This window comes from Mixta mediterraneensis, from assembly GCF_014946725.1.
GTDB classification, from domain to species: Bacteria; Pseudomonadota; Gammaproteobacteria; order Enterobacterales; family Enterobacteriaceae; genus Pantoea; species Pantoea mediterraneensis.
In genome coordinates, this window is the sequence record NZ_JACFXY010000028.1 from 1 (window position 1) to 14,045 (window position 14,045).

Below are 14,045 nucleotides of genomic sequence, written 5' to 3' on the forward strand. Positions count from 1 at the left end.
TGTAAAACACTAATCTCCACTCTGGTCTCCAATGTCATCATTGGCAGTGCCTTAAAACTGCCATTTTTACCCTAGGTGGGTCAGATTTACATCGGCAGGTGGGCCAGTTTTACATCGGTAGCGACAGGTACCGTCAGGGAACCTCTCCAGGAATTCAGGCAAGAGCGGCAGCCGACCGAAGCTGAGCTGGTACTTGCAGGTTCGGCAGTCAGAGCAGTCGAGGAGATTTTCCGTCTCGATAAACCACTACTTTATGCAAGAATCGATCTGATTCTCGACGAAAACGGTAGGCCGGTTGTTCTGGAATTGGAAATCTGCGAGCCCTCTCTGAACCTTCCTTTTTCCTCGGGGAGTGCTGAACGTTTCGCTGAAGCTATAAAAAATCGTATCTGTTAATGAGACAACGTGCTGCTAACAGTTCTACCCTATAGGTTTTCAGCTCGGTGATAAAAAGCCTCACGCACCCTTATCCGGGTGCGCAATAAAGATGACTGGATCTGATCAGGATTTTTAAGCCTTGTAGTTACAGGCTGACAAACATCCACAATGACTTCCGGAAACTGCCTTTAATCCTAAAGTAACTTCATAACAAATAAATCATACCTTGATATTGGCCTGGTGGGAGCGAAGCTGCAAAATGCGACATCTAACTTTTTGAACTGGATCTGAGTAAAAATCACTCACCTGTGAAATGGTTGCCATAGCGATTACCCATTGATGATTCAGGGAGTTGGGACGTTGTCACAGGAGAAGGCTTTTGATGACAGGGACGAGTGGCGTTTGCTTGCTGACGAGCTTTCCCTGTTACCGGGGATGACCGATACGGGGCGTCTGGGATTTGCCCTTCAACTAAAATTCCGACAGGTTCAGGGCTATTATCCCGACTCTGTACACGATTTCCCTTCCGGTATTGTGCATACCATTGCTGAGCAGATCGGATGCGCTTCCGTATCCCCTGAAAACTATCCGTTTCAGGGACGGCAGGCTCAGCGGCATCGACAAAATATTCGTCGCTATCTGGGTGTCAGACTCCCCGGTAAAGCTGATATCGCACGACTTAGCGCCTGGTTAACCGAGTTTATCCTCCCGTTAAATCCGCAGGCTGTACACGGCAGCGAACTTGTTACTGACTGGTGTCAGGAACAACTAATTGAAAGGCCAGCCGCCGAGCACCTGGAGCGGATTATACGTTCAGCCGTACACCAGTTCGAAACAAAGCAACAAAACACCATATTTACCCGACTTTCACTCGACAGTAAAGTTGCCATCAATCATCTATTATCAGCCGAAGAACCGGGCACTCCCAGAATAAATGACGTCACATTCAGCAGCCTCAAAGCAGACCCGGGAAGACCCAGTCTGGAGAATGTACTTTCCGTCATCGCCCAGCTGAAGTGCCTTGATAGTGTTGCGCTACAGCCGAATATTTTTCAGGGAATATCCCCTAAATTCATCGTGCAGTTTCAACAACGTTGTGCCAGTGAATCGATCAGGGAGCTTCGTCGCCACCCTTCAGCGATCCGTTACAGCATGGTTGCTATGTTTTGCTGGCGTCGCCGCCAGCAACTGACCGATGCGTTGATTGAGATGTTGATGGTGTTGATCCATAACCTCGGCACTCGGGCTGAAAAAAAGGTCGATAAAAAGCAGTTTGCGGCGTTTAAAAAAGTCAGGGGCAAGGCGCGTCTGCTGTTCCGCATGGCCGAGGCCACCGTTGACCAGCCGGACGGTGTCATAAAGGAAGTTGTCTATCCTGTTGTCTCACAGAAAATGCTGCAAAATCTGGTCGATGAATTCAAAACGCTGGGGGTAAATACCGAGCAGGAAGTCCATGAATCCATGCGTTCTTCTTACGGCAGCCACTATCGCAGGATGTTGATGCCAGTACTGGACCGGCTTGAGTTTCAGTCCGGCAATGCCCTGTATCGGCCCGTTATTGATGCCATCCAGATTATTAAGGAAAACAGGACCAGCAATCAGCATTTCTATGCGGTGGGAGATGTGCCTGTTGACGGTATTATTCAGAAAAAATGGCGGGATGTTGTCATCGTACAGAGCCAGTCCGGTGAAGAACGGATCAATCGTATTAACTATGAAATTTGTGTTTTACGGGCGTTACGCAAAAGTCTGCGCAACAAAGAAATCTGGGTCACTGGTGCGGATCGTTATCGTGATCCGGCTGAAGATCTCCCTGCCGACTTTGCCACAAATCGTTCATATTACTATTCCCTGTTGCAGGCGCCCACTGATGCAACAACCTTTATTAATCAAATCCGGGACAGGATGCGCTACTGGCTGGGTACGCTAAATCATGGCCTGCCGGATAACCCCAAACTTCGCATCAGGGAGCAGGGGAAAAATCGTATTCATCTGACGCCGCTGGATAAACAGGCTGAACCACCCAACACAGCAGCGCTGAAGAAGGAGATTGGGCAGCGCTGGGCCGATTTGGAGTTGATAGACATACTGAAAGAGGTGGATTTACGGGAACATTTCTCGCAGTTATTTCGTTCATCTGCAAGTCGGGAAGTTCTTGACCCCGAAGTATTGCAACGCCGCCTGTTGTTATGTCTGTTTGGTCTCGGGACGAATGTAGGGCTGAAGCGCATCGCCAGCCAGCAACCCCGCGTCAGTTATGATGAATTGCGTTACGTCAAACGAAGGTTTATTCAGAAAGATGCTTTGCGCTCAGCGATTTCACATATCGTGAATGGTATCTTCAGTATTCGTCAGCCGGACATATGGGGGAACGCGACAACATCCTGTGCTGCGGACTCCTGAAAGTTTGGTGCTTATGATCAGAATCTGATGACAGAATGGCATGCCCGCTATGGCGGGCGCGGCGTGATGATTTACTGGCATGTGGATACACATTCCACATGTATTTATTCACAATTGCGCCGCTGTTCTTCATCGGAGGTGGCCGCCATGATGGAAGGTGTTCTGCGTCACTGTACCGACATGGAAATTAACCACCAGTATGTGGACAGCCACGGACAAAGTGAGGTGGCCTTTGCGTTCAGTGATGTGCTGGGGTTCGATCTGTTGCCGCGCCTGAAAGCGATCGCCCGACAGAAACTGTATGTGTGTGAAAAGGAAGATGTATCGTTGTACCCGCATCTTACACCGATTTTAACCCGGGGGATCGACTGGGAGCTTATTGCACAACAGTATGACGAGATAATCAAATATACAGCGGAACCCGAGGCCATATTACGACGATTCACCCGCAATAATATTCAGCATCCGACCTATAAAGCACTCGCGGAGCTGGGCAAAGCGATTAAGACTATCTTCCTCTGCCGTTATTTGCAGGATGAGTCGCTGCGTTGCGAAATTAATGCGGGTCTCAACGTCGTGGAAAACTGGAACAGTGCCAATAATTTTATTTTTTATGGCGAACACGGAGAATTTACCAGCAACCGGCCTGCGGATCAGGAACTGTCGATGCTCTCTTTGCACCTGTTGCAAATCAGCCTGGTCTATATCAATACCCTGTTGATTCAGAATGTGCTGGCAGAGCCGGTCTGGCAGCAGAGAATGACAGAAGAGGACTGGCGTGGTCTGACGCCATTAATATACCACCATGTTAATCCGTATGGCCGTATTGAGCTGAACATGGATCAACGACTGGCGCTGGCAGCCTGATAATGTCCGGAACCGTTCGGTTTCGTACACTGGATCTCAATACTGTCCGAAAGTAAGTGAAATTAATTTCGGATATGCATTATGATTCGGACATACTTTTCGGACGGGATTTTAACTATGTCACGCGCTTTTGCCTACTGCCGTGTTTCCACACTGGAGCAGAACACGGAAAACCAGCGCAGGGAAATAGAGGCTGCCGGTTTTGCCGTCAAATCCCAGCGGCTGCTCGAGGAGCACATCAGTGGCTCCGTTGCTGCCAGCGAGCGCCCGGGATTTACCCGCCTGCTCGACAGAATGGAAAATGGCGATGTTCTGATTGTCACTAAACTGGATCGTCTTGGACGAAACGCTATGGACGTCAGGAAAACGGTGGAACAACTGGCGGCATCGGGTATCAGGGTTCACTGCCTGGCCCTGGGTGGCGTGGATCTGACCAGCCCGGCGGGGAAAATGACCATGCAGGTGATCTCGGCTGTCGCTGAGTTTGAGAAAGACCTGCTGATTGAGCGCACGCATTCGGGTATTGCGCGAGCTAGGGCTTCGGGAAAACGCTTCGGTCGCCCTTCGTCACTCAATGAGGAACAGCAAAAGGTGGTGCTGGAACGTCTTAACGCTGGAGCAAGCATTAGCGCTATTGCCAGAGAATTTGGCACCTCGCGGCAGACTGTTATTCGTTTGCGGGATAAGGCCGGAGGTTAACATTTAGCATTAAGGCGAATGAGCATCAAAGTTAGTGTCTGTGATAAATGATTTTTTACTTTCTAAAAGGAGTTTTCTGATTAAAATTAGAACATTATATATGGCGATGCTGTTAATCTCGCCAGCCTGTCTGGCGTTGCCTGCAGGTGAAAAAAATAAAAATACCAATCTGGCACATGTCATTTCGGATTACCGGATATCACTTGTGTCACTTCCTCTAGATTATTATCTTCTGGAAAAAGTACAACACCCCAGAGCTATGCTTAAAAGGTATAACCTGAATTCACAGATATGGTCTCCGCAAGGCGTCGTCTCTCCGGACGCTGGCAGAACGGGAGCGATATCTATATACCTGCTTCCGCCAGAGAAAAAATTGATCAATAACGGCAACAACAACAATGGTGTCAGGGATGCCAGTACCTCCCACAAACGGGCACTCCAGTATCAAATAGACAACAAGGCGTCGTGATGAAAAGAATTTTCAGACTATTAATTATTTTGCTTGTTATTTTACTGCTGGCTGCAGTGCTGTGGTGGTTCTTCGGGCGTGGCAATCCGAATGCACTATGGCAGATCGTCAGCCAGCAGTGCGTACCTAATCAGCAGCAGAACAATAATCCGGCACCGTGCTTAAGGGTCGATTTAACCGATGGTTATGTGCTCTTTAAAGATAACAAGGGTCCTTACCACGATCTGGTAATGCCGACCGAAAAAGTCAGCGGCATCGAGAGCCCCACATTGCAAACAGAAAAGGCTCCGCCTTATCTCGCTGTAGCTTGGAATAACCGCACACATATCTCCACAGAAATGGGTAAACCGTTAAAAGATGCATGGGTTTCTCTGGCGGTCAATTCGAAGTATGGCCGCTCTCAAAATCAACTGCATATTCACGTTGAACCGCCCCGGGAATCCTGGAGACTAAACTCCCTGAGAGAGAGGTAAACAGGATGACTAAAAATACACGTTTTTCCCCCGAGATACGGCAGCGCGCCGGAGACCCTGCGTATCTGGCTGCGTCAGTATGAACGTGATGCCGGTGGCGGTGATGGTGGTCTCTCCACCACTGAGCGCCAGCGCCTGAAAGAGCTGGAGCGTGAGAACCGCGAGCTGCGGCGCAGCAATGATATCCTGCGGCAGGCCTCAGCTTATTTTGCGAAGGCGGAGTTCGACCGCCTCTGGAAAAAATAGCCCTCCTGGTGGATACCCTGAGCGATGAATACGGGGTCGGACCGGTATGCCATGAGCTGGATATCGCCCCGTCGTCATACTACCGCTACCGTGAATATCAGCTGCATTCTGACAGACGTAGCCATCGCGACCAGCGTGATGAGAAACTGAAGCAGGAGATACAGCGCGTGTACGACGAAAACTACGGCGTCTATGGTGTTCGCAAGGTCTGGCGCCAGCTGCTACGGGAGGGCTTCAGCGTGGCCCGATGCACCATCGCGAGGCTGATGAAGTCCATGGGCCTAACCGGCGTACTGCGAGGTAAAAAGGTGCGAACCACCGTCAGCCGTAAGACCCCTGCCGCGCATGACCGGGTGAACCGTCAGTTCGTGGCTGAACGCCCTGACCAGCTGTGGGTGGCAGACTTCACGTACGCCAGCACCTGGCAGGGCTTCGCATACGTAGCGTTCATTATCGACGTGTTCGCCGGTCGCATCGTGGGCTGGCGGGTGTCATCGTCGATGGAGACGACGTTCGTGCTGGATGCGCTGGAGCAGGCGCTGTGGGCCCGTCGGCCATCAGGAACCATCCATCACAGCGACAAAGGTTCACAGTACGTGTCGCTGGCCTACACACAGCGGTTGCAGGAGGCGGAGCTTCTGGTTTCAACGGGAAGCACGGGTGACTCTTATGATAACGCGATGGCCGAAAGCATCAACGGCCTGTACAAAGCGGAGGTGATACACAGGCAAAGCTGGAAAAACCGCGGCGAAGTGGAGCTGGCGACGCTGGCGTGGGTGGACTGGTACAACAATCGCCGGCTGCTGGAAAGGCTGGGGCATATCCCACCGGCAGAAGCCGAACGGGCATATTATGCTTCCATCGGGAATAAGGATCTGGCAGCCTGAGTTCCCAACTAAAATACTCTCCCGGAAAACCGGGGCGGTTCAATGAGGATGTTTAATGTCTTTGCATGTAACAAATTCAATTTCCCGATGGATTACCTGTTATCGTCCGCGCCCCAATGCCCGGCTCCGTATATTCTGTTTTCCACACGGTGGAGGAGGCCCTCAGGCATACAAAGACTGGGCAGAGAAACTTCCTGAAGATATTGAAGTTTACGCCATCAATCTCCCGGGGAGAGGGAATCGACGCAGTGAACCTTTTGTCCGTTCCATGTATCATCTGACCGAGTCCATCGCCACTGCGCTGGGGCCATTCCTGGACAAGCCTTATGCATTCTTCGGACACAGCGTCGGAGCCCTGGTGGCCTATGAAACAGCTTCCCGAATTCAGTCTGCCGGGAAGTTACTGCCCATGCGTCTGTATGTATCTGCTCACAAAGCACCTCATGAGGCCCATGAAAAATATCCTATGTACACCCTGCCAGACGCTGAGTTGATAGGAAAAATCTGTGAACTGGGTCTTGTACCGGATGATGTCTTGCAGGATACAGAATTGCTGGATTTTATCCTGCCCCCCCTTAAGGCTGATTTCGAAATTTCCGAAACCTATACCTACCAATCGTGTCCACCCCTGCCATTTGGCATTACGGCCCTGGGTGGCCGGGACGACCCTCTTCTGAATGAAGTCGATCTTCTTGCATGGGAGTCTTATTCAACGGAGCCGTTGACCACCAGAACCTATAGCGGGGATCATTTCTACACGGTATCCCGGCAGGATGAGCTTCTGAGGGACATCACTCATGAGCTGGAAGAGAACCTTAACCATCTTCCGCTCTCCCTTATGGAAGGAGAATCGGTTTATTATCCCGAAAAATGCCTGCATGAACTTTTCCGTGAAGCAGCGGCGCTACATCCTGATAAGCTGGCGATAGCCGACCCTTCAGGCGAACTCACCTTTGGTGAACTGGACAAAAAAACGGATCTCCTCGCCCGCTATCTCCAGAAACAGGGAGTCGTCGTCGACAGTCTGGTGGGTATCTATATGTCCAGTACCGTCGAATTTGTCGTTGCTTATATCGCCATACTGAAAGCCGGTGGTGCCTACATGCCACTGGATACCGCCTATCCAGAAGAACTGCTCAAGAGAGTCCTGACCAAGGTCAATCCTGTTATGGTACTTACCCAGATCCCCCTGGTCGATCATTTTCCCGAGGCCTTGCGGGAGGAAAATCGAGTCTTTGCTCTGGCTCCAGAATGGGAATCGGAACTGAGTACGTTTGATTTGCCTGTGCTGGATGAGAATTGCGCCTTACCCAACATTGATAGCCTGGCCTACTGTGTTATGACCTCCGGGAGTACCGGAGAGCCTAAGGGGATCATCTGCCCCCATCGTGGAGCAGTAAGCTCGTATACGTGTCGGTATCGCCAGTATCCCTATGAGGACGGGGAACGGGAAGCCTGCAATATTTTTCTGGTGTGGGAAGTAATACGTCCTCTTCTTCAGGGATACCCTTCTTATATCGTTCCTGATGACGTGATTTACGATCCGTGGAAATTGCTGGATTTCCTTGAGCGATACCATATCACCCGTATACTCCTCACCCCATCATTGCTGGAGCAGATTCTCAACACCCCAGATCTGGATCTCGAATCACGTTTACCCGACCTCAAGATTGTTTGGCTCAATGGTGAGGTTGTTCCCACTGCTCTGAGTAAACGCTTTTTCGAGAGATTACCCACAAGTAACCTGCTCAATATTTACAGTATCTCCGAAAGCCATGATGTTTGTACCTACGATCTGGCAGAGCTCAATGAATCCTACTCGCCAAAATATGCCCCTGTGGGATTTCCCATGTCCAACGTCCGGATTTATCTCCTGGATGAGGAACTGCGTCCGGTTCCTCGTGGTGTACCGGCGGAAATCTATATCGGAGGCGATTCCCTAGCGCGTGGCTATATCAACGAGCCAGTGAAAAACGCCGAACGATTCGTTCCGGATCCATTCAGGAATAATGGGACACGGATGTTCCGTACCGGAGATTTGGGACGCATTCTGCCCAACGGCGAGCTGGAAGTGGCTGGTCGCGTAGAGTTTATGGTGAAAATCCGTGGCTATAGCATCGTCCCCGGTGCGGTAGAAGCAGCAATCAATGAACATGAGGCTGTTCATTCATCGGTTGTGATCACCAGAAATAACGAAGAAACCGGTCAGCCTGAGGCCATGGTCGCTTATGTTGTCGGTAATGGAAAAATGGATAACAGGGAGTTGAATCAATCCCTGCGGCAACCTCTCAAAGAGAGGTTGCCGCATTACGCCATCCCTTCTGTCTTTGTGCCTCTGAAGGAACTGCCCATCAACCCGGTCACCGGTAAACTCGACCGGAAGAAACTCCCGAAACTGACAACTTCGGTCAGACATAGTGGCGAAACTAAGCTACATCTTGCTCAGGGAGAGAATATTGAGCAAGCGGTAATTGCAGCATGGGAAGAGGTTCTTGGCGTTCGATCTGAAAACGCAGAAGATAACTTTTTCGATCTTGGAGGGCACTCCCTTCTCGCTATTCGCATATGTGATGTTCTGTCGAAAAAGGTTGGTGTCAATGTGTCAGTTATCGATATTTTCGATAAGCCGACAGTTCGTTCCCTGACCGAACTCATCGCGTTTAAGGGCGGTGCGGCTGAGACTCCGACAGCGCCGGCCTCCTGTCAGGTGGAGAGTTCCGACAGGACGACGTCATCCAGTGGAGAATTGGCAATTATCGGCATGTCCTGTCGTTTCCCCGGAGCGAAAAACCTCGATACCTTCTGGTCTAACCTGGCCCATGGCGTTTGTTCTATTCGCGAACTTTCGGAGCAAGAGCTGGCGGAAAATGGCATTCCGGAGGAGGTCTATTCCGACGAAAGCTACCGGAAAATAGGTGCATTGCTTGATGACGTCGATCTTTTCGACCCTCAGTTCTGGAATATCAGCAACAAGGAAGCCGTTCTGATGGATCCCCAACATCGGCTGTTCCTTGAATGCTGTTGGCATGCCTTGGAGCATGCGGGCTACGCACCCGGCACAGACGGAAACCGTACTGGTGTGTTCGGTGGTTGCTATTCACCTCTCTATCTTCTCCATCATCTCGCTGGCGGAGGATTTATGGATCCGACAGATCCGACGGAATACCACCTGACTGAAACCGGAAACGATAAAGACTACATCGCGACACGAGTTTCCTACCTGCTCAATCTCCAGGGCCCCAGTGTTACTGTCCAGACCTCCTGCTCAACGGCTTCTGCAGTGGTGGCCACTGCCTGCCAGTCCCTCCAGTCCCATCAGTGCGACATCGCCATAGCCGGCGCGTCGAGCATCATCTTCCCGCAGGGAGGCTATCAGTACGTCGAAGGTCATATTAACTCAAAAGATGGCAAGATCCGGACATTTGACGCCCAGGCCAATGGAACCATTCTGGGTGATGGCGTTGGTGTGGTTGTTCTCAAACGGCTGGAAGATGCCATCGCTGCTGGTGATACCATTTACGCGGTAGTGAAGGGTTATGCGATCAACAACGATGGGAACGATAAAGCTGGCTATTCTGCACCGGGCGTGGCCGGTCAGAAAGCAATGGTAGAGCAAGCTCTCCAGTCGGCGGATATCTCACCGGAGACCATCTCTTATGTTGAAGCTCACGGTACAGGAACGTTCATTGGAGATCCCATTGAGATCAGCGCACTCAGCGAAGTCTTCAAGAATCACACTCACCGTAAAGGATATTGCGCCCTTGGTTCTGTGAAACCGAACATCGGTCACAGTAACATTGCGGCGGGTATGGCCAGTCTCATTAAAACCACCCTCAGTCTTTACCACCGCACCTTGCCGCCAACCATCAATTTCGAAACACCGAATCCGGCAATGAGCATTACCGAGAGCCCCTTTTATGTGAATACTGAGTTGCGAGAATGGCCATCTTCTGGTGATTTTCCGCGCCGTGCCGGGGTTTCTTGTCTGGGGATTGGGGGGACCAACGGGCATTTTATTCTCGAAGAACCACCAGGACCGCGAGAGTCCGCAGGCGGGGAGCACCATATTCTGATTCTCTCCGGGAAAACCAAAGATGCCGTTGAGCGAAACAGGGAAGCGCTGGCTGCTTATTTAGAGACGCATCCAGACATCCCTATGGGAGATGTGGAATATACCCTGCAGACCGGGCGGCATATCTATGCTCATCGCATGACCGTACCTTGTACCAACAGAGAGACCGCGATTGCCCACCTCCGTGAAGCAAAAACCATGGAGGCCAAAGATGAGACATTTACGGGTGGTTCGGATTCGGTGCTACGTACCGTTTTCGTCTTCCCGGGACAGGGCTCTCAGTACCACCGTATGGGCTATGGTCTTTATCAGAACGATCCCGTATTCCGTTCCCATTTCGATCGGTGTTGCGATTTACTTGAACCTGAACTGGGGATGGATCTGCGCCGCCTGATTTTCGCCGACGCCGGAAACATCGAAGCCCAGCAAACCTTCCTTCGGGCTACTTATGTCCAGCCATCTATCTTCACCCTCCAGTATTCCATGGCCCGTACTCTCATGGATTGGGGGGTGATTCCCGATGCCTTGGCGGGACACAGCATTGGTGAATACACTGCGGCCTGCATCTCAGGAATATTGAGCCTTGAGGATGCGCTGAAAGCAGTCGCGGCCCGGGGACGCGTTATGGAAACCGCTGGTGAAGGCGTCATGATCGCTGTCCAGATGCCTGTGTCCGAGGCCCGGAAGATACTTACGACCTATCCGGATGTATCACTGGGCGTGATCAACGCCCCGACCGAAGTCGTGTTTTCGGGGCCAGTGAATACTGTCGCGAAACTGGAAGCCGAACTCGTATCCCAGGATATCGATGTCTCGCGCGTCAAGGTTCAACAGGCCTTCCACTCTGCGATGATGGATGATGCAGCCTGTCGTCTGGATGAGGTTATCGCGAAGCTCAAATTGAATGCGCCGACGATCCCGCTGGTTTCTAATCTCACGGGGACGTGGATGACCGACAAAGAGGCTTTAGATCCTCATTACTGGGGACGCCACATGCGGGGGACGGTACTCTTCGCCGATAATATTCAGACGTTGCTGGATGCCAAACCGAAGGCCATCATGGAAGTCGGCTCCCATACTATTCTCAGCCGGCTTATTCGGAAGTTCCCGACGCCTGAAGGTCAGTCTCCCATCATCATTCCTTGTTCTCGCCATCCACGGGACATGGGTACCACGGATATTCAGGCTCTGGATCAGGCATTGGGGAATTACTGGGTCATTGGTGGCCGCGTAGACTGGACATCTTTCCGATCTAATCGTATCGGTCGGAGGATTGGCTTGCCAGGATATAGCTTCGAGCGTCGGCGATGCTGGAAGAATGCCGGAAGGCTCGCTATTCAGAACCCGGTAACGGAAGTTTCATCGAAAATAGATCAAATAGACCAATGGGGATATATCCCCTCTTGGTCGCGTTCACTGAGAAAGGCACCACATATTGATTCTCTATCCGGTGAGAACTGGCTGATCTTCGCCAATGGCAACAGTGCCGTCGATACCGCTATCGTCGATGCCCTCACCACCCGTGGGGCCGTAGTTCATCAGGTATATCCGAACGGCAGTTCTCCCTCCTCCACGGACGGGAATACGACGTTTATTGATCCTATGGCTTCTGAGGCCTATGTTTCCCTACTGGGAAATCTCGCGACCAGGGAATGTTACCCCGATCGAATTCTGTTCCTGTGGAGCCTGTCTGGTGAGACCAAAGAGGGTGATACTGATGCCGGAAGCGTCTACTACCCGGCCTTGTACCTTAGCCAGGCTTTGGCCACCCAATCTTGTCTGGCACCGCTAATGGTTTGGTGGGTCACAGACCGGACACTCCAGGTGGGAGGAGAAGAAGTATGGCCCATAAAATCCACACTCATCGGGCCCGCCATGGTTCTGCCCCAAGAAAATGGACAAATCGCCAGCCGTATTATCGATACCGATCGACGCAATAACGTGAGTATTGCCCAGAGCATCCTAGCAGAGGTTGTTACACGAAACCCGGATCCCAATTTTCTCGTGGCTCTCAGGGGAGAGAACCGATGGATTCAGGAGTATGTGCCTGCTTCAATTGAACCGGTATCAGCCTGGGGAGAAAGCGGTTTCCGTCAGGGGGGGGTGTACCTCATCATCGGAGGTTTAGGACGGATCGGCGTTGTCTTAGCCAGGAGGCTGGCAGAGTATGGCGCGAAACTGGTGATCTCCAGCCGCATGGATGTTCCCGCACGGGAACGCTGGTCAACTCTGGTGAACGATCCGAATACCGAGAGCCAAACGGTGAATACCATCAAGAGTTTGATAGCTCTGGAAGAGGCTGGTGCTGAAGTGCTCGCGCTGAAGTGTGATATAGGTCGATATGACGACGTTGAACACCTCATTTCCACCGCAGTGGAATGCTTTGGCGATATCAACGGCATTCTTCACCTGGCGGGCGCAGCCGATCTCCGCTATCTGCCCAGGATGACCGACGCGGTATCTGAAAGCGAATTCCGGCCGAAGATAACCGGGCTACTCAACCTAGAGAAAGCCGTCGGTTCGATTGCCGAACGCAAGAAGCTTGACTTCGTGGTGATGTTCTCCTCTCTCGCATCAATTCTGGGCGGGTATGGTATGACTGCCTATACGGCAGCAAACCGATTCATGGACACTTTCACGCAAGCAAATGCCCGGCGCCACGGTGTCCGATGGTTCTGTGTCAACTGGGATGACTGGGATTTCGAATATACCAAGGAACAGGTGGCAGCCTATCAGCAGACTGCTGCTCAATTCTCCATGACCCCTGCAGAAGGGGTGGAAGCCCTGGAGCGTATCATCGCCCGTCCGGATCCCTTACAGATTCTGGTGACCACCCGGCCTATGGAATCCCGGGTCCGGCAGTGGTTGCACCAGTCCACACAGAGTGAAGAGGATGTGAAGGCAGATGTATCTGCCGAAACATCAACTGACGTTTCAGAAAGGACGGGTGCCTCAACGATAGAAGGACGTATCCTGGAAGTGTACCTGGATGTACTGGGTGTTCCTGATCTCGCGGAGAAGGATAATTTCTTCGATGCGGGAGGAGACAGCCTGCTAGCCGCTAAACTTCTGTTGAAGCTACGCCGCAGCGTCACCGAGCACGCCCAAAAGCTCACTCTGGAAAGCGTGTTCGATTATCCATCGGTGAGAAAACTTTCGGCCTGGTTGTCGAAATAAAGGAAAGGGGAGGCAGATTTCGGCACGGTTGCAGGGCCTGCATGGTGAATATGTTTGCTGATCATGAGATCAACGGCCCTGCGATGCGGCAAGTCCCGGATACATTCTACATGCCCAGGGATGGCAATAGACAATTTTTGAATTGTGGTATTTTGATGCACTCTGTAGTGCTGTCAACGCCACGATCTTTGACCGTTTTTCACCATTTTGGTTCTGTCGCATTAAGGCGGCGTCGGGTAACATGCTGTTTTTTTTAATGATGTTGCCTGCTCATGCCTCTGATACGAAAAGCCTTCAAACGCCTGCACTATCCCCTCGATGTTATTGCTCAATGCGTTCGCTGGTATCTGGCTTATGCCCTTAGCCTGCGCAAT

At 51.5% G+C, this 14,045-nt stretch carries 5 protein-coding genes, 3 pseudogenes and 1 other annotated feature; all 8 genes and pseudogenes read left to right on the forward strand.

Features of this window, described 5'->3' with window-relative positions:
• Positions 1-75: 75 nt before the first annotated feature.
• On the forward strand, positions 76-396 hold the full coding sequence (locus H2P46_RS22635) for a hypothetical protein (protein WP_193406997.1): 321 nt from the start codon (positions 76-78) through the stop codon (positions 394-396).
• A 321-nt stretch (positions 397-717) separates the two neighbouring features.
• A pseudogene (locus H2P46_RS22640) lies at positions 718-3,648 on the forward strand (Tn3 family transposase).
• A gap of 117 nt (positions 3,649-3,765) precedes the next feature.
• Positions 3,766-4,347, forward strand: a complete 582-nt coding sequence (locus tag H2P46_RS22645; RefSeq protein WP_193406998.1) for a recombinase family protein — start codon at positions 3,766-3,768, stop codon at positions 4,345-4,347.
• 100 nt (positions 4,348-4,447) lie between these two features.
• Complete coding sequence (locus tag H2P46_RS22650) at positions 4,448-4,816, forward strand: hypothetical protein (RefSeq protein ID WP_238939087.1); 369 nt, start codon at positions 4,448-4,450, stop codon at positions 4,814-4,816.
• The gene (locus tag H2P46_RS22655) at positions 4,816-5,289 is read left to right on the forward strand and encodes a CDP-diacylglycerol diphosphatase (RefSeq protein ID WP_420846557.1); all 474 of its coding nucleotides are present in this window, start codon (positions 4,816-4,818) and stop codon (positions 5,287-5,289) included. Before H2P46_RS22650 ends, H2P46_RS22655 begins: the two co-directional genes overlap by 1 nt.
• Before the next feature lie 15 nt (positions 5,290-5,304).
• A pseudogene (locus H2P46_RS22660) lies at positions 5,305-6,422 on the forward strand (IS3 family transposase); the annotation flags it as partial.
• Positions 5,490-5,606, forward strand: a sequence feature (AL1L pseudoknot). Its footprint overlaps the pseudogene before it by 117 nt.
• Before the next feature lie 55 nt (positions 6,423-6,477).
• A complete protein-coding gene (locus H2P46_RS22665; protein ID WP_193406999.1) occupies positions 6,478-13,671 on the forward strand; it encodes a type I polyketide synthase in 7,194 nt (2,397 codons plus the stop codon).
• 272 nt (positions 13,672-13,943) lie between these two features.
• A pseudogene (locus tag H2P46_RS22670) lies at positions 13,944-14,045 on the forward strand (IS6 family transposase); the annotation flags it as partial.

Excerpts from the sequence above, each read along its gene's own strand:
- H2P46_RS22665 (WP_193406999.1), top strand. The coding sequence starts at position 6,478 with ATGTCTTTGCATGTAACAAATTCAATTTCCCGATGGATTACCTGTTAT.
- H2P46_RS22655 (WP_420846557.1), top strand. The coding sequence starts at position 4,816 with ATGAAAAGAATTTTCAGACTATTAATTATTTTGCTTGTTATTTTACTG.
- H2P46_RS22650 (WP_238939087.1), top strand. The coding sequence starts at position 4,448 with ATGGCGATGCTGTTAATCTCGCCAGCCTGTCTGGCGTTGCCTGCAGGT.
- H2P46_RS22645 (WP_193406998.1), top strand. The coding sequence starts at position 3,766 with ATGTCACGCGCTTTTGCCTACTGCCGTGTTTCCACACTGGAGCAGAAC.